This window comes from Flavobacterium sp., from assembly GCF_052437795.1.
In the GTDB taxonomy this organism is placed as follows: Bacteria; Bacteroidota; Bacteroidia; order Flavobacteriales; family Flavobacteriaceae; genus Flavobacterium.
Genome location: NZ_JBQVPA010000004.1, coordinates 514033 through 536591 on the forward strand (window position 1 = coordinate 514033; position 22559 = coordinate 536591).

Below are 22559 nucleotides of genomic sequence, written 5' to 3' on the forward strand. Positions count from 1 at the left end.
AAAGAGCTGTTCAAAACAGCTCTTTTTTGTTAATCTTCTTTTTTATCGGTCTTATAAGCACGCTGCTTCGTATATAGGTCGAATAGTGATATGTCTACCACGATGCCCGCGCGCCAGTACCATTCTTTTTCAACAAATTCGGGTGTCCCGTCACTGTTCACTTTTGTAAGTTCCGGCCCCATCTGTCCGCCAAGATTGAGGGATATGGGGCACTTGCCAAACCCAAAAGTAAGGTAGGCTCCGGGCGCAAAGACATTCCCCCACGATACATCGGCCATTTCTGTTTCGTCATCCTGAAGCCTGAAGGCAGTAACCGCTCCCACATCTACTAAAGGAAGAAAGAGCCCAAAGGATTTACCATCGACACCTTTGAGCGGGTTCTCGCTATTTTTGCCAATGTTCCCCCAGCCTGCATATATGCCAACAGGAGCTGTAAAGCCATATATCGTGGCATCATCAGGGCCAAGCCCCGCAAAGCCTCCCGCATATGCGTTTATGGAAATATTAAAGGTTGAATTTCTTTTTATGCGGTAGCTCCCCACAGGATTGGCAGATGTATCGAGGGCATCCATCAGGTCATCTTTACTGTCCGCACTGAGGGCATTGGCTATGAACCCGGCATATTTTTTAAAGCGGGAGAACTTCTCGCTGTCTTTGTCAGCCGGAAAGAATATTACTATTATCTGTACGAGCTCGTTTAGTGCCAGCCCATAGTCTTTCTGCTGTATATTCCTTGCTATTTTTACCACCGAATCAAAATACCCCAGCGCAACTTCAAAATTTCCGGCATCAACTGTAGTATCAATATTGGCCTTATAAAGTGCAATGATCCTTTTGAGGCTGCCTGACACATCGCCTGCTGCTTTTATTACATCAATTGCTTCAAGTTTCCCTGTCGTATTCTTTGCGGCGAGGGTGCTGGCCAACTGCCCTATCAGCTGATATTCCCTGACAGCCTCAGTAACAAGCTTCTTTACTTTATCGGCATCACCTTTTTTAATGCCCAGCCCTTCTACATATTTTTCATTCTGCCTGTAAAGTAAAGCATAATAATGTTCCTGAAAAACAGAATTAGTACTGCCGGAAAAATAGGCCAGGTCCTTTTTATCCATGAACATACCCACGCCTGAGCCATTTTTATTTCCGGCATTAAACACCAAGGCAAGCCCGTAAAGCGACTTTTGCAAAACACTGTCATTCCCATTATAATTATAAGCCATATCGTTCACGACCCTGACTATGTCCTCTGCTATGGCACTGTTAGACAATCTTAACAACAGCATTATCTGGTCTTCATAACCTGCCGTTGCTTCATACTGCTTTAATACGATTGGCAGGGTAATAAATAAGTTTTGCGAATCTACCCGGAAAGCCTGCTTGAGCGCATTCATGAAAACAGGATAATTATAGGGATCGCTGTTTAATAAAACCTTTTTACTTTCGGGAAATAACGATCCTAAATGATATTCATCATTTTCCAACGCTTCCTTGAATTTCTTAAGGAAGGCAATATTTATTTCCTGTTTAAAACGTTCGGCGATAACACTGCCCAAAGCGTCTACTCCCAATGCAGGGTTCAGGATACCCGGTAACGTTCCCGCCTGTGCTCCTGCAATGGTCGCATCCTGCATACCTTTAATACGGCCTTTATCCCCATTCGGGTCAACGCTAAAATCAGCCAGTGTAAATCCGTATTTTTTATTAAATGCCTGTATCTCGGCATTACCGTCAAAGTAGTTCGCCAGTATCTTGTCCCTTTCGGCCGGCGTTGTCTGTATATCTTTAGCATCATTGAAGATGCTCCTGCTGAACATAAGTTCTTCAGCAGGTGTTTGCGAATAAGCCATAAAAGCTGTCACAAAGAATAATACTGTAATGAGGTACTGTTTTTTCATAATGTAGATCGTTTTATACTAATTTGGTTTGCGTGTTGTCCAAGATCGTGTTCATAGGTATCAGATAGGTAAACTGCCCGTTGCCGCCTATTACCATACCTATAGCTACTTTATCCTTAGTCCTGTATACCAGTGCACCCGAGTCGCCCGGATCTGTAAGCGAAACAGGATCGTTGGACCTGTTGGCCGCTATTTGTATCAGCCTTGCATGCCTGAAGGTGCCTCCGTTATACTGAAAAGGAATTTCGTGGCTAGTAAAGCCAATAATGTAGCCGTACTTTTGATTGAGGTTGCCATTTACAAATACCTCTTCATGCTTCATATCTTCCCTGAAGGGTGGTGGATAAGTTGCATTGGGTACCGGGTCTGTGTACTGCTCGCTGTCGATCAGGGCAACATCGAATCCGGAATCAATAACCCCATAGGCCCATGAGCCCAGACTGCCATAACCAATGTCGGCGCTGCTTGCATCATCGGGCAGCGGGCTGGAGAACCAACCTTTGTCAACAGCAGCGCTTACGGAAGAAAGGCCACCGGTCATGACGTGCGCGCAGGTAAGCAGGTACTTTTTATCACCCCGGCTCACGGTACAGCAGATTGTGCCGGACGTTTGTGCTGTTGCAATATTGCACACACTATCGCCTGAGTTGATGTAGGCCCTTGGAATAGTGAACCCATACACCACCTCTGCCTTAACTTCAAAATCTTTCCCGCTGGGCAGTTTAGCTTTAAAAGATGGCGGGTATGTACCTCCCGAGGAAAGTGATGAGTGCAGTATGATCACCGGCCTGCGAAAAGAGGGATCGGAAGAGATGCCAACAAAATAATTTTCTACACCGGGCAGCACGGCGATTTTTTGCTTATTCTGTTCGATGGCTATCCGTGCCAGCTCATTATGATCGGCATTGATGTATTCGTCCAGCTGTTTGGTATTCTCGAATTCGTAGGTATGCTTGTCTACCAGCTTCGCCTTAAGGTTTTTGGCCTCCAGCAGCAGGTCGAGCAGGTCATGCCAAAATTTGGAGCCAAGGCTTATGAAAGAGCCGGTAAGCGCACAGCCGAACAATATCGATACAAGCCGCTCAAATCCACCCTCAGCAAAGATATTCTCATCTTCCCAGCTGAACAGATGATTCCAAACCCCTGCCTCATCCGGCGTAAAAGAGAACATATCAAAAAGGCTGGCTTTCGCACATAGCGCAATAAAAAACCCGACGGTAAGGTTTATGGCCAAAATGCTTCGGGACCGTTTGGCCTCAGCCGCAGCATCATTCATTTTGGCACTTGTATCTACTTCTTTTGGCACAACGAAGAAAAGGAACGTCCGCCCCTCCGTACACCAAAGCTTAATAAAGGTGACTACCCTTTCGCTTATCATGCTCAATATAAAAAGCATTGTAGCAACTGCTGTTAATTTGTCTGAAACTGCCATAGGATCGGTTTTGGTTGTGATAAAATTAACAATTTAAAAGTTGCCCCATTTAGGTATTTCCTACTGTTTTTCAGGAAAATACCTAATAGGTAAAAATACCTGCTAAATTATATTTCATTTATTTTTGAAAGTTTAAAAATAATCTGTAATTTTGACACTATGGAATTCAGGGAAGCAAAAAATAAGTTCGTACAAACCTGGGGTGCACTCGGCTCCCAGTGGGGCATCAATAAGACCATGGCGCAAATTCACGCCCTGCTTCTTATTGCACCCGAACCACTCTCTATGGAAGATGTTATGGAGGAACTTCACATATCCCGTGGCAATGCCAGCATGAACCTGCGCGCCTTAATGGACTGGGGTATCGTATACAAGGAATTCAAGCAAGGGGAGCGCAAGGAGTATTTCACATCCGAAAAAGACCTTGACGAACTTGCCGTAAAAATTGCCCAGGAGCGCAGCCGCCGCGAGATCAAGCCTGCCCTGAAAGTATTAAAGGATGTTTCAACCTCTGTAAAAGAAAGTGATTCGGCAGAGGCCAGGCATTTTACAGAGCAGACCGCAAAATTGTACGACTTTGTACTAAAGGCAGACAATATGCTGGAGAAAGTTACCGAATATAAAGACAACTGGCTTGCCCGGCTTGTAGTAAAGATCATGGGTTAAAAAAATTTAATTAATTGTTTCATTTTTTTCTGAAAGTTTAAAAATAATGAAGGGTTTAAACAGAATGAATTATTTTATGATGGGTGTACCATCTTTATTAGGGTTATTGGGATTCCTTGAACCTGGATGCTGGTTTTTCGGGGCGTTGTTTACCATTGTCACGGGTGGCTTCCAGTTCATTACAGGAACTGGGTTACTTATAGATACCGCAGGTAAACGAATAGAATATGTGATCTACTTTGCCGGGACAATATTATTTTTTATCCTTTGGATGGCTACCGACTGGTTCTGGATCGTCCTGTTGCCACCTGCCCTCGCCCTTTATCTGTCTGTACTCCTTTTTATCGAAACAAAAAAAGAAAAACCATGAACATCACCATCCCCAACTGGCTGATCATCCTCGGCGGCTGTGGCCAGATCTTTACCGCACTTATCTATCCTTATATCCGTCACAAGGTATTCGACTGGTACAATGATGTAAAGCAGCTGAAGCCCCTAAACCAGGAGATCGCCAAAACCTACGGCCGCTACATCCAAGGGCTCAACTTCAGCTTCGGCCTGATAGCAATATTGATACCTGCTGAACTGAAAGACCAGACCCATCTTGCAATAGCGCTTACAGGATTGATAGCTGCCTACTGGGTGGGCAAAGTGGCCACTCAGATCGCTTACTACCCTATGTATGACATTCCTAAAAAGCAATTGTTTAAATGGGGTGGCTACGGCATGAATACATTATTTGTGTTCTTTGCTGTGGTCTACACATTATTACTGATCCATAATTTAAAAGTCCTGTAGCATGAAAACCATCCACCAAATCAACTTCTGGACATGTATAATTAACGTTTTCCTTTTTATAGTGCCCTATTTAGGACTGCTATTCATGACGGTACTGGGTGCCATACAGCTCATATTGGCAATGGCGGTCGTATTTTGCTATTATCGCGAACTGGATCAAAAAATGCGTAAGATGATCATAGGGTACTGGGTATTTGTGGCGATAGACTTTAGCGGACTGGCATTGGCCTATGGACACGACAGTTTTTCTAACGATCTGTTCTGTGTGCCCCTCCTGTTCCTCTTCCCCGCTGCCATAGCCATCTATTTTGTATACACGAGTTATACCATTACCAAAAACCTCAGCCATGAACATGCTGCAACTCAACACTGAACTGCTGCACGCGCAAAACAATCGCAGCACTGCCGACCTGTATAACGAAGCTACCGAAGACTACGAATTCTGGAGCCGCGACTTCAACATGCACTTTGGGTATTACAGTCCGTTGAGCACTGATCCGTTCCGCCGCGACAGCATGCTCAACGAAATGAACCGCCAGATCTACCAGAGGCTCGGCACAAAAGGGGTGCTGTGTGACATGGGCTGCGGAATGGGTGGCACCATGAAATTTGGCCTGAAAAATTACAGGGACCTGAAGATAATAGGTGTAACCCTTTCTGATTTCCAGGCGGAAGAGGGTAACAAAAGGCTTAAGGGAATGGATGGGATAATACTGAAAGAAGACTACAACCATACCTCTTTTGCCAATGAAACATTCGATGGGGCTATGGCCGTCGAGAGTTTTTGCCACAGCGGGCACAGCGCCGATCCGTTTAAGGAAGCCTGGCGCATACTAAAGCCCGGCGCAAAGCTGGTGATCGCCGATGCGTTCCTGAAAAAGGATTACGAAGACCTGTGTATTGGCGGGAGCTATTGCTATAAAGGCTTGTGCAACGGGTGGAGCCTTGAGAAGCTGGGCAACATCCACAGGATAAAAACCATGCTGGAAGAAATTGGGTTCAGGGATATAAATATTGAAGATATTTCGTTCCGCGTGGCGCCATCGGTACTGCATGTGCCGTTCGCCATCAGCGGGTTCCTGCTGCGAAAAATTTATAACGCCGAACCGCTAAAAACCCAAAGCATCAAAAACCTGAAGGGGTCACTGTTCGCGTTGCTATCCGGCGTGCAGCTGAATAATTTTGGGTATTATATCATTACGTGTACTAAATAACTGTAGGACAGACCTCACCCCCAACTCCTCTCCAAAGGAGAGGGGAGCCGGAATGGATACTCAAACTTTCTATTTCCATCCGAGTGAAGCTTCTCCCTCTCCTTTGGAGAGGGCTGGGGTGAGGTCAAAAATCAATCACAATGAAAAAAATGATGATCGCCGCCGGCACCGGATTCTTAGGAAATGTGCTCATTGAACATTTTAAAGGAAATTATAACATTGTGGTGCTGACCCGCGGCAAAGCCGAAATAAAAAACGACATCCGCTACATAAATTGGGATGCCAAAACTATGACCGGCTGGGAAGCCGAACTGGAAGGCATGGATGTACTCATCAACCTGGCGGGGAAGTCGGTGGATTGCCGCTATAATGAGAAGAACAAGAGCGAGATCATGGCATCGCGGGTGGACAGCACCGTGATACTGGACAAAGCTGTAAGCGAATGCACCAACCCGCCAATGCACTGGCTCAACTCGTCTACCGCGACCATATACAGGCATTCGGTAGACAAGCAGATGGACGAGGAAACGGGCGAGATCGGGCATGACTTTTCGATGAACGTAGCCAAGGTTTGGGAAAAGGCTTTCTTCCGTAATGAAACACAGGGAACCATAAAAACCGCATTACGTACCTCCATAGTTTTAGGGAAAAATGGCGGCGCATTCATTCCGCTGAAAAAGCTGGCACAATTTGGCTTTGGCGGCAGGCAGGGCAGCGGCAGGCAATTGGTAAGCTGGATACACGAAAAGGACTTTGCCCGCGCGGTCGAATTCATTATAGATAATCAAATGGAAGGCGCGGTGAATGTGGTCTCCCCAACTCCCATTCGCAATGCCGCTTTTATGAATATGCTGCGCAAAACCGTGGGCATGCCGGTTGGTATCCCCATTGGCACAGGCCTGCTAAAGTTTGGCGCTATGCTCATTGGCACCGAAACAGAACTGGTTTTAAAAAGCCGCAATGTGATCCCAAAACGATTAATAGATGCAGGGTTTACTTTTGGGTATGGGGATCTGGGGACAGCGCTGGGGAATTTGACCTGAAATATCAGAAACGAACGCAGATAAAATTCATCGCTATCATCACGCATACCGTCATTGCGAGGCACGACACCACCTTTCCTCCGGTCCGTCAATACTACTTTTGTTGATACAGAAAGATTGCTTCGTCGTTCCTCCTCGCAATGACTGGGTGGTCATTACAACCAACCAAACAACACCACCGATCCCAGCCAAAATATCGGCACGGCTTCTACCCAAAATAATGTGTAATACTTTGGGCGGTTGGGCGTAGCGTAGATCGTAAATAAAGCGGTAGCGGTTACCATACAGAAGTTTGCGGCCAACTGGCGGTAGTCGATAGTTGTGCGGAGCAATTCCAAAAAGAACAGTACCGTTAAAAGAATGAGGTTGAGGATCTTTGCCTTGCGCACTCCTATCTGCTGGGGGATGGTTTTCAGGTGTGGGTCGTCCTCCCGCAGGTCGATGATCTCGAAGATGGCAATGAGGGTAATGATGAGCAGGAAACGCTGGCAAAATTTTAAATAAACATCGGATGTGATGGGTGCCCCAGCATCGATTAAGGGTAACAATAGCGTTATCCCGGCCCAGCACAGGGCAACAATGTAAATTTTGACCCCGCTCCAGTTGCGCAGGTTCTTTGTTTTCGGGAAGAACGGGACGGTGTACAATGCCGTAAGCCCGAAGGAAAGGACTGCTGTTATTTGCGAGGCCCTTTGTAGGAAAAAGAAGCTTACCCCGGCGATCACCAAGGCCACTGTGCTCAATGCAACGATGATCTTTACCCTTGGCCCGGCGGCCTTTTTTACGCGGAAAAGCCCGTCATACTTCATGAAGTTATAGCTGAACATCGTACCACAATAAGCAAAAGCGGCCACCCATATATTGAAAGGCAGGCCAAACTGATGGCTGGTCATAAGCACAAGTGCCAGCACGCTCATGGCAACGTGCATACTCCCGTAGATATAAAGCGAAAATAACTGTTTAGTGACTTTCATACCGTAAAAATAATGAATATCACAACAGGAGCCGATTTATAATGAAAAATTCACAAAATGTCATTTGCAATAGTATTTTTATCCCAATTAAAATAATTACTTTTGTGCTTCTTAAAACTATACGCAACACACATGAAAACAGATGCTTTTGCATTAAGGCATATCGGACCACGAGAGGCAGATCTGCAACATATGTTTAAGGCCATTGGAGTAGGATCCATTGACCAATTGATATACGAGACCCTTCCGGACGACATCCGCCTGAAAGCCCCGCTAAACCTGGAACCTGCCATGACCGAATATGAGTACATGAGCCACATCCAGCAATTGGGGAACAAGAATAAGATATACAGGTCATACATAGGGTTGGGCTACCACCCTGCCATAGTTCCGGCCCCAATTCAACGCAATATTTTCGAAAATCCGGGATGGTACACTGCCTACACGCCGTACCAGGCCGAGATAGCGCAGGGCCGCCTTGAGGCATTGCTGAACTACCAGACCACGGTTATCGAGCTATCGGGCATGGAGATCGCCAATGCATCATTGCTTGATGAAAGTACCGCTGCCGCAGAGGCCATGGCACTGCTATTTGACGTACGTACCCGTGACCAAAAGAAGAACAACGTAAATAAGTTCTTTGTTTCTGAAGAGATACTGCCGCAAACCCTTTCGGTGCTTCAAACGCGTTCTACCCCGATCAGTGTGGAGCTTGTTGTGGGCAGCCACGAAGAGTTTGGTTTTGGTGATGATTTCTTCGGGGCGATACTGCAGTACCCGGGCAAATACGGCCAGGTATATGACTATGCGGGCTTCATCGCGAAAGCAAAAGAGAAAGAAATAAAAACAGCAGTTGCTGCCGATATCCTGAGCCTTGTAAAACTTACTTCACCAGGTGAAATGGGCGCTGACGTTGTAGTGGGAACCACACAACGCTTTGGTATCCCGATGGGATATGGCGGGCCGCACGCGGCTTTCTTCGCAACCAAAGAAGAATATAAACGTTCGATGCCGGGTAGGATCATCGGGGTGACCGTTGATGCGAACGGCAACCGTGCGCTACGCATGGCATTGCAGACTCGTGAGCAGCACATCAAGCGTGAAAAGGCAACTTCGAACATTTGTACCGCACAGGTACTGCTTGCTGTTATGGCGGGTATGTATGCCGTTTACCACGGGCCAAAAGGCCTTGGCTACATTGCCGATAAAGTACACGCGTCTGCCGTTACGACTGCCGATGGGCTGAACAAGCTGGGCGTATACCAAACCAACACGGCTTTCTTTGACACCATCCTTGTAAAAGCCGATGCTGCAAAAGTAAAAGCCGCTGCCGAAAAGAAAGAGATCAACTTCTACTATGTGGATGCTGAAACGATCTCTATCTCATTCAACGAAACAACGTCTGTAAAAGACATTAACGACATACTTGCCGTATTTGCGGAAGCAACAGGAAAAACTGCTGAAAATGTAACCGAACTCTCAGAAGGCACTGCCGTTCCTGACTCGGTGAACAGAACAAGCGAATTCCTTAAGTATGATGTATTCAACAAATACCACAGCGAAACGGCCATTATGCGCTACATCAAAAAGCTGGAGCGCCTGGACCTGGCACTGAACCATTCGATGATATCGCTGGGCTCATGTACCATGAAGCTGAACGCAGCATCGGAAATGCTGCCGCTGAGCATGGCCAACTGGAACAATATCCATCCGTTCGCACCAATTGAGCAGGCGGAGGGCTACCAGCAAATGCTGAAGAAACTTGAAGAGCAGCTTAACGTTATCACAGGCTTCGCAGGTACTACCCTGCAACCCAACTCGGGCGCACAAGGTGAGTACGCAGGCCTTATGGTTATCCGCGCCTACCACGAGTCGCGCGGCGAGGGTCACAGGAACATTGCCCTTATCCCCGCTTCGGCACACGGCACCAACCCTGCTACAGCCAATATGGCGGGCATGCAGGTGGTTGTGACCAAAACGTCTGAGAATGGCAACATTGACGTGGAAGACCTGAAGGCGAAAGCATTGCAGTATAAGGATAACCTTGCCTGCCTTATGGTAACGTATCCATCAACCCACGGCGTATATGAAGCATCGATCATCGAAGTGACCAACTTTATTCATGAAAATGGCGGGCAGGTGTATATGGACGGCGCAAATATGAACGCACAGGTAGGATTGACTAATCCGGCAACTATCGGTGCCGACGTATGCCACCTTAACCTGCACAAGACTTTCGCGATACCACACGGTGGCGGAGGACCCGGAGTTGGCCCTATTTGTGTTGCGAAACACCTGGTCCCGTTCCTGCCTACCAACCCTGTGATACCAACAGGTGGTGAGACTGCCATCACAGCTATCTCTGCTGCCCCATGGGGATCGGCACTGGTATGCCTTATATCTTATGGCTATATTATTATGCTTGGCGCAGATGGGCTTACAAGCGCTACACACCACGCGATACTAAACGCCAATTATATTAAAGAGAGGCTGAGCGGCCACTACGAAACGCTGTACACCGGTGAAATGGGAAGGGCTGCGCACGAAATGATCATCGAATGCCGACCATTCAAAGCCAATGGCATTGAGGTGACAGATATTGCCAAGCGCCTTATGGACTATGGCTTCCACGCGCCTACAGTATCGTTCCCGGTAGCGGGCACACTGATGATCGAGCCTACTGAGAGCGAGAACCTTGAGGAACTTGACCGCTTTTGCGATGCGATGATATCCATCCGCAAAGAGATCGAAGAGGCAAACGCCGATGACAAGAACAACGTATTGAAAAACGCGCCGCACACACTTGCGATGCTTACAACTGATAACTGGACACTTCCTTACACAAGGGAGAAGGCCGCATTCCCTATTGACTACCTGCAGGAGAACAAGTTCTGGCCGGGCGTAAGGAGGGTTGATGATGCCTACGGTGACCGAAATTTGATCTGCTCTTGTGCGCCCATCGAGGCGTATATGGAAAACTGATCCTGAAGAGGCTGCCGCAGGGCAGCCTTTTTTTTATGGCATCCCTGATGATTGCCGGGGCCATGTCATCGCGAACGAAGACATACCGGAAGAAATGAGCGATAGTTAATGACCCCGATCATTTTTTAAATTAATGAAATTCGCGTAATTCGTGCAAAATATTTTTTATGAAAGAGATTGAGAGCAGGCAGGACCTCGAATTCCTGCTGGCTGAATTTTATAATAAACTGCTTAATGACCCCGTCATAAGCTACATTTTTACCGATGTCGCAAAGATCGATCTGGAGCACCACCTCCCTATCCTCGCCGATTTTTGGGAACTGAGCATTTTTCACACTGGCAATTACCGCAATAACCCAATGCAGGTGCACATGGACCTCAACAATAAGGAAAAGCTGACCGAAGAACATTTCAACATTTGGCTCAGCCACTTTTATGACACTGTTGATGAACATTTTGAGGGATTGAATGCCGAAAAGATAAAAACGCGCGCCATTTCCATTGCGACAGTGATGAAAATAAAGTTAGCATCCTCATAAATTGTTGTATTTCTTAAATTTCTCCATTAAATTTGTTTTTATCAAAATAGTATGCACGCATAATTCCTTGGTGTGGCAATTGTGATATATTTGTTTAACTTAGCTGTAAATTAGAGACCATGAATATTAAGATTACAGGTTCAGGAAGTTATATACCCAATCGTACTGTTACGAACCTTGACTTCGCGCAACACGTGTTTCTTAATGACGACGGAACACCGCTGGCATATTCCAACGAGGTGATCACCGAAAAGTTCAGGCAGATCACCGGTATAGAGGAGCGCCGTTATGTGGAAGATAACCTTCAAACATCGGACATAGCGCTGATCGCAGCACAAAGGGCTATCGAATCGGCAGGGATAGACCCTGAAACCCTCGACTATATTATTTTCGCCAATAATTTTGGAGACGTGAAGAGTGGAACGATACAAAGTGACTATTTGCCAAGCCTTGCTGCCCGCGTTAAACATAATTTAAGAATAAAGAATCCGAAATGTGTTGCATACGATATCATTTTTGGTTGCCCGGGCTGGGTTGAGGGCGTTATACAGGCACAAGCTTTCATAAAGGCAGGCATGGCTAAAAAATGCCTTGTGATCGGGGCGGAAACTTTATCGAGGGTCGTAGACATGCATGACAGGGATAGTATGATCTATTCTGATGGTGCCGGAGCAACAATAATAGAAGCAACAGAAGATGAAGGCGGGATACTTGCCCATGAGACAGCATCGTTCACGTACGATGAAGCTAATTTCCTGTATTTTGGCGGTTCATTCAATGCGACGCATGACCAGGATGTACGTTATATAAAAATGCATGGCAGGAAAATATATGAGTTCGCCCTGAACCATGTGCCGTTGGCCATGAAGGAGTGCCTTGATAAAAGCGGTATACTGATCGAGGACGTTAAAAAAATACTGATACATCAGGCGAACGAGAAAATGGATGAGGCCATAGTGCAACGTTTTTTCAAGCTGTACAACCATCGGTTTGAAAAGGACCTTATGCCGATGTGTATAGGCAAGTTGGGCAACAGCAGTGTTGCTACCATCCCTACACTTTATGACATCATGATAAAAGGCAAAATGAAAGGCCAGCAATTGGATAAAGGCGATATTGTGATCTTTGCTTCGGTGGGCGCAGGAATGAATATAAATGCTTTTGTATATAAGGTGTGATACTGACAAGCCGTAAGATGCCGGATCTTCAAATAAATGAATATATAAAGCCCCAAAGCAGGAACTTTGGGGCTTTATAATTTTTTGCTATAGGGACAAAATTCCAAAAACTATCGCTTTATCTTGCCCAAAAACTTATCTGCAGAAACGTTTAACTGGTAAACGAGCCTTAGCCTGTAAGCGATAATTACATTTACGGCGATGTATAATACCGTTTTGTAAATAAGGGTAACCAGTTGATAGGCATTAGATGGCAGAAAATAAATTATAGTACCAGTAATGGCAAACACCATTCCCAATTGAAGGAATTTTTTATCGAAAGGCAGCAGGCCGAACTTCTTGTAAATGAAGGCCAGCTTGCTGATATTGAATAATGTCATACTGATGAACGAAGCCCACGCGACCCCAACAATGCCATACCCCTGCGCAATGAACCATAAATTAAGTGATATCGTGAGCAATATGAGCAGGAGCACCGCAATGAGGTTAAAGCGGTAATACCTGGAGTAGGTAATGATCTCCCCATTAAAGCCTGTAGCCATATTGATCAGCACACTAAGACCCAGTATTTCGATCATTGGAATTAAGGGTTGCAGTTTTTCATGATCGGGCATTAAATGAAAAAGGTCTTCGAGCCCGATGAAGATACAGCCATACAATACCGCCCCGATGAAGAAAAGCAACCTTGCGATCTCCTTGTATTTAATACTGAGTTCCGATAAATTGTGATCGCGCAGGTAATTGGATATAATGGGCGCGTAAAGTGCGAACATCCCAATGGCGGGTATCTGTAGTGTCGTGGCAAGCATAGCAGCAGTACTGAACTCGCCATTGGCCTCCATAGAGATCATGTTCGGTATCAGGATACCGTCAATGCGGAAGGCCAATAGCGAGCCGAGGCTACCTGCCAGTGAATACAGGCTGTAGCGAAAATACTCCTTCCTTGAAACCTCCCCGAACAGCGTTTTGAAGCGGTAATTGAAACCGGGCTTATATGTGTTAAAAAGGTAAACTGAAGTGAGCAGCAGTATCAGCAGAAATCCGCTCATATACAGCCAGAGGGCTTCATTACGCGATATGCCCGCATACAGGAGAAGCAGGAATGCAGCCGGAAGCACGATCTTTGGAATGATCTTTTCGAACATTGCAGGTATGGCTATCTTTTGCAGATCCTGTAACTGTTTTTTGAAAAGTTCGACAAAAGCCAGGGCGACGGCTATGGGAAAAGCAAAATATACCAGCCCCTTAAATTCCGGCTCGCCATAATTTTCATATAAAAGTACTCCAGACAGTACAAACAGGCTTACTGTGGCGATCGATAGCAGGCTGTATGTAAAAAGCTGCTTTTGCCGCTGCACATCGAGACCCGGGTAAAACTTTATAAGCGCCTGGCTGGCGCCAAGCACCATGATAGGGAACAGCAGTTGCGAAATACTGTCAACATACCGCACCATGCCCATAAACTCATATTTTTTAGGGTATATGAGCAACGACGATACCACACCTAACGCCGTTCCGATGTAGTTAATGATAGCGAACCAAACTACCTGCTTCATGGGTGCTGCCTGCTGCTTTTCCATTATTTGGCACGTTTGCGGGCGGTGGTTACCTGTCCGGGTTTGGTAATGAAATTCCAGTAATAGCCCAACAGGGCCTTTGCCATTTGACCCACTTCTGCCCTGCTGTAAAATTTGCTGAAATATTTTGGCAGGCCGATAGCTTCCTTTAAGCCTTGCATGTAAGCATTAAAATAGCTCCGATTGGGATCTATGAGCGTGGCCAGTATTTTGTATTGGCTTTGGGTAAGGTCTTTGTTATAATTGCGTGTTATAGTGCGGTCATGTACGATCTTGGCATTGGTATCAATTAGAATATGATAACCATGATACAGCACGCGGTCGCAATAGTTACGGTCTTCACCATAGTGGCCAAACAGCGGTTCAAAAAAGCCAACCTTCCCGACACACTTGCGGCTGATCATCCATGCTGCTGCGTTGACAAATTTTGATATAAGAACATCCTGTTCGTCAAGCGTCTCTGAACGCCCGAGGTAAGTTTTAAAATTTGCGTCTAATGTCACTTCATCAGCCATATAATGTGCGGGACTGATAATACCGGCATTTTTATGCGACACCATGGTATCTAAAAGGCTACTAATGGTACTCTGAAAGACCCAGGCATCCTGATTAAGAAGGAAAAGATGATCCGCTCCCTGCTCCAGTGCCATTTGCATCCCGATGTTATTAGCCTTGCCAAACCCAAGGTTTTCTGGCGACTTTACTAATTGTACCTGCGGGTATTTTTCCAGCATCGCAACGGAATTGTCGGTTGAATTATTGTCGATAGTAATGATGCTAACAGGATAAGATGATGCCAGCAGTGATGTGATATTTTTATCTATCCACCTTGCACCATTATAAGTGACAATAATTACAAAAACCTTTTTATCCACTATTCCGCTTTTCTTCAGCAAAAATAAGGATATTTGCACCTACTCCGCCATAAAATGAAATATTACGTCATCATACCGGCTTACAATGAAGCGGCTTTCATCAGGGGCATGCTCGGATCTTTGGCGGCGCAAACCATTTTACCTTCCAAAGCAGTGGTGGTCAATGATAATTCGACTGATGATACTGCTGCGATAGTTACGGAATTTGCCCTAAATAACACCTGGTTATCATTGGTTAACAAAAAGTCCGATGCTGTGCACCTTCCGGGAAGCAAGGTGATCCAGGCCTTTAATGCAGGTTACGAAACTGTGGATGAAAATTATGACGTGATCGTAAAGCTGGATGCCGACCTTATCCTCCCTCCCGACTACTTCGAAAAAATACTGGGAGTGTTCAGGACCAACCCGAAAGCCGGGATGGCAGGCGGCTTTGCCTACATTGAAAAAGACGGAAGCTGGGTACTGGAAAGCCTGACCGACAAAGATCACATTCGGGGGGCATTCAAAGCCTACCGCAAAGAGTGCTTTTTGCAGATAGGAAAACTGCGTACCGCCATGGGCTGGGATACTGTAGACGAACTGCTCTCAAAATACTACGGTTGGGAGGTCATTACCCTCGAAAGCCTGAAAGTAAAGCACCTGAAACCCACAGGGGCGAACTATGACAAAGCTGCCCGGTACAAACAGGGTGAGGCTTTTTATGCCATTGGCTACGGATTTGTGATCACTTCGATTGCCGGGGCCAAGCTGGCCATGCGCAAAAAAAAGCCGCTCCTGTTCATCGACTACGTAAAAGGGTTCCTGAAAGCCAAAAGCCAAAAGGCAGCAATGCTTGTAGATAGGGAGCAGGCAAAATTCATCAGGAAGTACCGCTGGGATAAAATGAAGGCGAAATTATTTAATAAGTAAAGTATTAAAAAATTATTAACTGGTAATGGATACTGGCTGCAATGTGGTAATTTAGCAATTATTTTCAAGCTATAAATGATAAAAGCATTACACCAAATAGGTATCTACTTCCTCATGATCAAAGAGGTTTTCAATAAACCAACCAAATGGAAGGTTATGAAACCCCTCATTTTTAAGGAAATTGATGACCTTATAATAGGATCGCTGGGTATTGTCGCATTCATCTCGTTCTTTATCGGGGCGGTTGTTGCCATCCAAACGGCATTGAACCTTACCAACCCGCTTATCCCAAAAATGCTTATCGCATTTGCCACAAGGCAGTCTGTGATCTTGGAGTTCGCACCTACGTTCATCTCCATTATCATGGCAGGGCGTGCAGGATCGTACATTACATCGAGCATTGGTACCATGCGTGTTACTGAGCAGATCGATGCACTGGAAGTTATGGGTGTTAACTCGCTTAATTACCTCGTATTCCCGAAGATCGCAGCCTTTGTACTCTATCCGTTCGTTATCGCCCTATCAATGTTCCTGGGGATGTTCGGCGGGTATGTTGCAGGTGTGTATGGCGGATTTATCGGTAGTGAGGAATTCATACAGGGAATGCAGACCGACTTTAATCCGTATCACATATTTTATGCTTTCTTTAAAACGTTTATATTCGGTATGGTGCTCGCTACTGTCCCTTCATTCCACGGATTTTACATGAAAGGCGGGGCACTTGAAGTGGGTAAGGCAAGTACGACATCCTTCGTATGGACCAGCGTTACCATAATCCTGATCAATTATATACTAACCCAGTTAATGCTAAGCTAGATGATAGAGGTTAAGAACATAGAAAAAGCTTTTGGGGAAACAAAGATATTGAAAGGGATATCCACGACCTTTGAAACCGGAAAAACCAACCTCATCATAGGCCGAAGCGGATCTGGAAAGACGGTAATGCTTAAGACACTGCTTGGCATACACACGCCCGATTCGGGTACCATATCATTCGACGGAAGGATATATTCTGAACTTTCTCCTGACGAAAAAAGGACCCTGCGTACTGAGATAGGGATGGTATTCCAGGGAAGTGCGCTGTTCGATTCAATGTCGGTGGAGGATAATGTAGGGTTTCCGTTGAAAATGTTCACAAAAAAAAGGTCGCGTGAGGTAAAAGAACGTGTGAACGAAGTACTGGAGCGCGTAAACCTGAAAGATGCCAACCGCAAGTTCCCCAACGAACTGTCGGGCGGTATGCAAAAAAGGGTCGCTATTGCACGCGCTATTGTAAATAACCCTAAATATTTATTTTGCGACGAGCCCAACTCGGGCCTTGACCCGGAAACGTCGATACTCATTGATGAGCTGATCCAGGAGATTACCAAGGAATATGAGATCACAACGGTTATCAATACGCATGACATGAACTCGGTGCTGCAGATCGGTGAAAAAATAGTATTCCTAAAGAACGGAATCAAAGAATGGGAAGGCGACAACGAGCAGATACTCGAAACCCGGAATAAGTCCATTGTAGAATTCGTGTACTCATCCGACCTGTTTAAAAAGGTACGGGAAAGCCTTTTGGCCGAGAGTGAGGACGAGGAGAGTAAGAAGTAATTTCATATATATATCTTAGTTTAAAAGTAAGCCCGCTCTTTCAAACGGGCTTACTTTTTTAGTTTGCCTCCATTTGCAGGTACACCCACCCTGTTACCCTTTTCCCTTCGAATAACGTAACCACGTAGTAATATGTGCCGGTTGGCAGTTCGCCTTTATCCGACTGGCCGTACCACTCGTTTTTATAATTCTCTTTTTGATAAACCTTTAAGCCATGCCTGTTGAATACCAGCAATTCCTGTATGTCGAGATAGGACAGGTCAAAATAATCATTACTCCCGTCATTGTCAGGAGAAATGCCCCTTGGTATGCCGCATAGGGTACTTGTTACAGTTACAGAAGCTTCTGCCGAACAGCCTTCCGGATCGGTAACACTTACCTTATATTCCCCCGGAGGCAATCCACTAATGTCTACAGATGAAGATGAAGATGTCAATGAGCAGGATCACATCTCCCTTTGCAGATACACCCATCCCGTTACACGTTTCCCCTCGGAAAGCGTAACCACGTAGAAGTAGGTGCCTGTAGGCAGCTCGCCTTTGTCCGACTGGCCGTACCACTCATTTTTATAATTCTCTTTTTCATATACTTTCTGTCCGTAACGGTTAAAGATCATCAGTTCCCTAACGTCAAGGTTGGTAAGGTCAAAGCTCTGGTTGTACTGGTCATCATTCGGCGAAATGCCTCTCGGAATGAAACAGTTGGTATTATCAACCGTTACTGTTGCCTGGGCACTGCACCCATCGGCATTGGTTACGGTTACCGAATAGTCACCACCCTGAAGGCCGGTAATATTGGCTGCCTCAGCTGTAGAGCTGTACCCGGCAGGTCCGCTCCATTCAAACGTAGCGCCCGGTATCTCATTGATGTTTAGAATTGATATAATATAATCAAAGTCAAGGCATCCTGCTTCAAGAGTTACATCAAATGCATTCGTATTGAGCAGTACGTCAATTTCGTGTGTAGTGGTACAATTGCCGTTATCTACCTCAACCTCATACAGGGCGGCTTCAAAAATCTCGATACCGCTTGTTGTAAGGGTTGGATCTATAACACCATCTACATACCAGGTGTAGGTAACGTCATTTACGTTGAAGTTGCCTGGAACTACTGATATTTCGCTGCTTTGCCCTTCGCAGATCGCTGTGATGCCATCTATTGTAAACTGTGGCACTGCGTTCACCACTACTGCTACTGTAGATGCCGGAGATGCACATCCGTTCACTGTTACGGTAAGCGAATACGTTCCGCTATCAGCAGCATCGGCCACAGGGATCAGCGGGTTTTGGTCGGCAGATGTAAATCCGCCCGGTCCTGTCCATGCATATACCGCTCCCGGAACCACAGTAGCCGAAAGCTGTACACTGGCGCCTTCACAAACCGGTGCAACTGCTGCCAATGCAGGAGCGCCCGGCCTGTCTTTAAGCGAAATGCTTATAACAGCCGTATCGTCAGGGCCGCACCCCGAAGCCGTATAGGTGAACTGGTACGTTCCCGCAGCAACACCTGCCGCATTGAAGGTGCTTCCCGTAAGTGCGCCGCTCGCACCGGTATCTGTCCAGACACCGCCTGCATCTGCCGTTGCCGACAGGTAGTCAGCAAGGTCTATCGATTGTCCGTCATTACATACCGAAGCTGAATTATCAGCACCGGCATCAGGCGTAGCGCCTATGCTTACCGCAACGGTAGCCACCGGAGAGGCACATCCGTTGAGCGTTACAACAAGCGTATAGTTTCCGCTCTGGGCAACGATAGCATTAAGCAGGACAGGATTTTGCACTGTAGAAGAATAGCCATTAGGTCCGGACCATTGGTAGGTCGCACCCGCGACCGCATCGGTCGAAAGCTGTACATTATCGCCTTCGCAGGCGCCCGGTACCGCTGCTATTACCGGAGTACCCGGCCTGGTTTTAAGCTGCACGGTGATGATCGCCGTATCATCTACACCGCACGCGCTGGTAACGGTGTACGTGAAATTATAGGTTCCCTGGGCTATGCCCGTCGTATTGAATACCGACCCCGTAAGCGCGCCGCTGGCATTATTATCTGTCCATGTCCCGCCCGCGTCATGTGGCGTGCTTAGCAATGTCGCCAGGTCGATGGTCGTGCCATCATTACAGATCGATATAGTATTGTTGCTGCCCGCGTTAGCAAGCACATTTGGTGTTATGGTATAATCCAGGGTCTGGTTGATGCAGGAACCCGGGTTATCCGATGATATGATCACGTGGTAAAGCCCTGCTTCCGAAGCTTCAAAGGCCGGGAAATCCAACACGTTCGTAGTGCTCAGTATCGTTCCCGGTTCGCCATCTTTATACCATGCATAATCAAGGAAGGTAAAGTTCTGAACCGAAAGGGAACTGTCCTGCCCTTCACAGAAACCATTGGCCTCAATTGCGATAGGGTCAAGGGCATTTATATCTAACTGAAGGTTTACGGAGTTGCCGCAAATATCGGTCACTACAAAGTTATAGGTAGCCGGGTCCAGGCCTGAGAACAGGTTGGAGGTACCGTTATTCACCGCGAACGGATCGCCGTTCTTGGTAGTGATGGCATAATTAAGCGGGGCAACACCCACAGCGTCTATGATCACTTCAGATGTATTGTTGGCACACGGAAAGCTATAAGCTCCCTCGATCACCGGTACACCTTCAAAGTCAAATTCGTGGATCTCCTGTATGCATCGGAAGTTGGCAGGCATACCATTACTATATACATGGAATACTTTAAGTACCCTGAAGTGTCCTGTATAGGCCAGGTTAATATTGGTCGTATTATTAGTCAGGAAAACAGAGTTCGCGTTAGCGGGTAAATTACCTTCGGTATACGGCACACCTGTTCCCGGATGGCCCCATTGGCCGGTAACTTCGTTATATTTTTGCAACCAGAACGACTGAAGGTTCGAGCCATTACTGGTGTGCTGCATCTGGATGTTGAAAGAACCACAGTTCGCAATTACGTTAACCGTATTGTTCACTATCTGGTATCCCTGTATGGTAAGTGTCCTGTCTCGTGGAGTACCACAGTTATCCAGAGTTTCAAAGGTATAGCTTCCGGCAGGCAGGGAGTTCATGTAAAGGTCGCCGTCGCCCGGGGCAATGTTTGCCGAAACGTTCTGAGGTACCGCAAATCCCGGAGGACCCGCGGTTATTATAACCGACACCAGCGCATTGGTGTTCGCGCCAAGCCTTATCGACCCCTCGCCTATCGCACAGCCGGGACGCTGAAGGTCGGTAAGCTGGAGATCCTCGGGAGATGGCTGAATGGTTTCGGTAACCGTATATTCGTCCCCGCACTCATCAGTGATCACGTAGGTATAAGTACCCATAGGGAGATTGGTCTGTAAAAATCCTACCCCGGGCATAATGAATTCTGAAACATCATCCGGCAGCCCGCCAGGCACCTGATCGATATAATCCTGTGGTGCGGCAGTTATTACAATAGATGTAATAGCCCTGCTGCCTACCGTAATGCCAATTTGCCCCAGGCAGGTCTCTCCACTCACACTGCTTATTACCGATGGCTCGGCACCGTCTATTATTTCGAGGTCCTTGATCATAGTCCGGCCACAAGCATCGGTGATCTGTATTTTATAGATCCCGTGCGGTACCGGATTTGCATCAGATCCGTAATCCGTACTCGGCCCACTGTGCGTTGGAAATCCAGGATTGAAATTGATCGGGTTAAAGCCCGCCGGTGCGATCAGGAACGTTACAGTGTAAGGCGACCTGAATACCTTTGGCTTTAGCGTAAAGTAAAAATTACCGCAGCTTTCATTCTGCGGAAGCGCGTCGAAATCAAACTTCTTGTTGATAATGTTGTTATTGCGTGTAAAAATATTGCCACAGGCATCGGTTACTTTTACATTATAAGTATACTCCTGGTTATGATAAAAAGGAAGTGTGCTAATAATATGATTATCATTATTATTTCCCGAAGCCACTGTTTGTGTTACTATGATAGGTGCGCCGCCACCCGGAGGGAACACGGTATATTCAAAAGTAAGCGGGTAAAATATCTGATTGCCGGTAATAGTGGCAAAAAAATGGTCTATTACGATACTATTACACGTAGGAAGCTCCATATCAGGAAAAGCTACCGGATCAACCAGTACGCTCGTTGATACTTGCGTAAGCTGCACCGTTGTTACCACTATGTTATTGCAGTTATCTACGACCCTCACCGTATAAGTTCCTACCGGTAGGTTATTAAACACGTTCGATGCCTGCGGTGCAGTTGTTACAGGACCCGTTAAGATCTGGTACGTTACTGCCGTACCACTGTTCACAGTAATGGTTATCTTACCATCGCCGGGACAGCGCACGTGTGTGGGAACTGCTGTATAGGTAAGGGTTTGCACCTGGTTGGTAATGGTCACATTCGCCTGAGCCGTGTTAGACTGCCCACCGAGCGACTGAATGGCGATAACGAGATAATCGCCTGCAGGCAGACTGCCAACCGTAGCCGTAGATACCGTAGCGAAAGGGGTGGTCGTATTGGGCAAAAGGTATACCTCATAGGCTATCGTAGCGCCTGTTGCGGTACCTGCCACGGCAAATGACAACGCACCGTTACCAAGGCAGGTTTGCGGAGTTGGCGTAACCGTCAGCGTGAAGGGATCGAGTTGCGCATACGCACTGAAGCCTGAAAACAACGATAGCAAAAAGCATAGTTTAATAAATAGTTGTTTCTTCATAAGATATAAATTGGTAGGTTGGTTTCTTTTAATTCTCCCGCTGCAGGTATACCCAGCCAGTCAGGGTCTTTCCTTCCGGCATTGCAAGCTTGTAATAGTATGTGCCCGATGGCAAGTCGCCAATTTCTGACTGCCTGTGCCATTCGTTTTGTATTCTTCTCTGTCATGATATCAATGCT

19 protein-coding genes are annotated in these 22559 nt (G+C 46.4%); 12 read left to right on the plus strand and 7 right to left on the minus strand.

The window, feature by feature from the left end:
• Nucleotides 1-29: 29 nt before the first annotated feature.
• On the minus strand, nt 30-1895 hold the full coding sequence (locus tag ACT6R0_RS15230; RefSeq protein WP_444653890.1) for a hypothetical protein: 1866 nt from the start codon (nt 1893-1895) through the stop codon (nt 30-32).
• 13 nt (nt 1896-1908) lie between these two features.
• Complete coding sequence (locus ACT6R0_RS15235) at nt 1909-3327, minus strand: hypothetical protein (protein WP_444653889.1); 1419 nt, start codon at nt 3325-3327, stop codon at nt 1909-1911.
• A gap of 159 nt (nt 3328-3486) precedes the next feature.
• Here ACT6R0_RS15235 and ACT6R0_RS15240 point away from each other — a divergent pair, with 159 nt between their 5' ends.
• The 6 genes from ACT6R0_RS15240 to ACT6R0_RS15265 all read left to right on the plus strand — a co-directional run bounded on the left by ACT6R0_RS15240 (nt 3487) and on the right by ACT6R0_RS15265 (nt 7048).
• Entirely contained in the window at nt 3487-3993 is a 507-nt protein-coding gene (locus ACT6R0_RS15240; protein WP_444653887.1) for a GbsR/MarR family transcriptional regulator, read from the plus strand.
• Between the two features lie 64 nt (nt 3994-4057).
• Nucleotides 4058-4363, plus strand: coding sequence for a hypothetical protein (locus ACT6R0_RS15245; RefSeq protein WP_444653886.1), 306 nt, complete (start codon nt 4058-4060; stop codon nt 4361-4363).
• On the plus strand, nt 4360-4791 hold the full coding sequence (locus tag ACT6R0_RS15250; protein ID WP_444653885.1) for a hypothetical protein: 432 nt from the start codon (nt 4360-4362) through the stop codon (nt 4789-4791). The genes ACT6R0_RS15245 and ACT6R0_RS15250 overlap by 4 nt, the downstream gene beginning before the upstream one ends.
• A 1-nt stretch (nt 4792) precedes the next feature.
• Nucleotides 4793-5164: a hypothetical protein gene (locus tag ACT6R0_RS15255; protein ID WP_444653884.1), complete on the plus strand. Its 372-nt coding sequence runs from the start codon at nt 4793-4795 to the stop codon at nt 5162-5164.
• Entirely contained in the window at nt 5139-6005 is an 867-nt protein-coding gene (locus tag ACT6R0_RS15260; RefSeq protein ID WP_444653882.1) for a methyltransferase domain-containing protein, read from the plus strand. The genes ACT6R0_RS15255 and ACT6R0_RS15260 overlap by 26 nt, the downstream gene beginning before the upstream one ends.
• Before the next feature lie 140 nt (nt 6006-6145).
• The gene (locus tag ACT6R0_RS15265; protein ID WP_444653880.1) at nt 6146-7048 is read left to right on the plus strand and encodes a TIGR01777 family oxidoreductase; all 903 of its coding nucleotides are present in this window, start codon (nt 6146-6148) and stop codon (nt 7046-7048) included.
• Nucleotides 7049-7203: 155 nt separating this feature from the next.
• On the opposite strand, the gene ACT6R0_RS15270 is transcribed toward ACT6R0_RS15265, so the two are convergent.
• Entirely contained in the window at nt 7204-8022 is an 819-nt protein-coding gene (locus ACT6R0_RS15270; protein ID WP_444653879.1) for a hypothetical protein, read from the minus strand.
• A 132-nt stretch (nt 8023-8154) separates the two neighbouring features.
• Here ACT6R0_RS15270 and gcvP point away from each other — a divergent pair, with 132 nt between their 5' ends.
• The 3 genes from gcvP (at nt 8155) to ACT6R0_RS15285 (ending at nt 12721) form a co-directional block, all read left to right on the plus strand.
• Nucleotides 8155-11004 carry an aminomethyl-transferring glycine dehydrogenase gene (gcvP, locus tag ACT6R0_RS15275; RefSeq protein ID WP_444653878.1) on the plus strand — a complete coding sequence of 950 codons (2850 nt, stop codon included), beginning with the start codon at nt 8155-8157 and terminating at the stop codon, nt 11002-11004.
• A 167-nt stretch (nt 11005-11171) separates the two neighbouring features.
• Nucleotides 11172-11543 (plus strand): group III truncated hemoglobin, encoded by a 372-nt coding sequence (locus tag ACT6R0_RS15280; protein WP_444653877.1) that lies wholly within the window; start codon nt 11172-11174, stop codon nt 11541-11543.
• A 119-nt stretch (nt 11544-11662) separates the two neighbouring features.
• The gene (locus ACT6R0_RS15285; protein ID WP_444653875.1) at nt 11663-12721 is read left to right on the plus strand and encodes a 3-oxoacyl-ACP synthase III family protein; all 1059 of its coding nucleotides are present in this window, start codon (nt 11663-11665) and stop codon (nt 12719-12721) included.
• 110 nt (nt 12722-12831) lie between these two features.
• Here the strand turns inward: ACT6R0_RS15285 and ACT6R0_RS15290 are convergent, their stop codons facing one another.
• Together ACT6R0_RS15290 and ACT6R0_RS15295 are read right to left on the minus strand one after the other, a co-directional pair.
• On the minus strand, nt 12832-14301 hold the full coding sequence (locus ACT6R0_RS15290) for a lipopolysaccharide biosynthesis protein (RefSeq protein ID WP_444653874.1): 1470 nt from the start codon (nt 14299-14301) through the stop codon (nt 12832-12834).
• Nucleotides 14301-15194 (minus strand): glycosyltransferase family 2 protein, encoded by an 894-nt coding sequence (locus ACT6R0_RS15295; protein ID WP_444653873.1) that lies wholly within the window; start codon nt 15192-15194, stop codon nt 14301-14303. Before ACT6R0_RS15295 ends, ACT6R0_RS15290 begins: the two co-directional genes overlap by 1 nt.
• A gap of 33 nt (nt 15195-15227) precedes the next feature.
• On the opposite strand from ACT6R0_RS15295, the gene ACT6R0_RS15300 reads away from it, so the two are divergent.
• The 3 genes from ACT6R0_RS15300 (at nt 15228) to ACT6R0_RS15310 (ending at nt 17684) form a co-directional block, all read left to right on the plus strand.
• Nucleotides 15228-16082, plus strand: coding sequence for a glycosyltransferase family 2 protein (locus ACT6R0_RS15300; RefSeq protein WP_444653871.1), 855 nt, complete (start codon nt 15228-15230; stop codon nt 16080-16082).
• Between the two features lie 75 nt (nt 16083-16157).
• Entirely contained in the window at nt 16158-16898 is a 741-nt protein-coding gene (locus ACT6R0_RS15305) for an MlaE family ABC transporter permease (protein ID WP_444653870.1), read from the plus strand.
• On the plus strand, nt 16899-17684 hold the full coding sequence (locus tag ACT6R0_RS15310) for an ABC transporter ATP-binding protein (protein WP_444653869.1): 786 nt from the start codon (nt 16899-16901) through the stop codon (nt 17682-17684).
• 58 nt (nt 17685-17742) lie between these two features.
• On the opposite strand, the gene ACT6R0_RS15315 is transcribed toward ACT6R0_RS15310, so the two are convergent.
• Together ACT6R0_RS15315 and ACT6R0_RS15320 are read right to left on the minus strand one after the other, a co-directional pair.
• A complete protein-coding gene (locus ACT6R0_RS15315) occupies nt 17743-18120 on the minus strand; it encodes a gliding motility-associated C-terminal domain-containing protein (RefSeq protein WP_444653868.1) in 378 nt (125 codons plus the stop codon).
• 9 nt (nt 18121-18129) lie between these two features.
• Nucleotides 18130-22380 carry a T9SS type B sorting domain-containing protein gene (locus ACT6R0_RS15320; RefSeq protein WP_444653866.1) on the minus strand — a complete coding sequence of 1417 codons (4251 nt, stop codon included), beginning with the start codon at nt 22378-22380 and terminating at the stop codon, nt 18130-18132.
• Between the last annotated feature and the right edge of the window lie 179 nt (nt 22381-22559).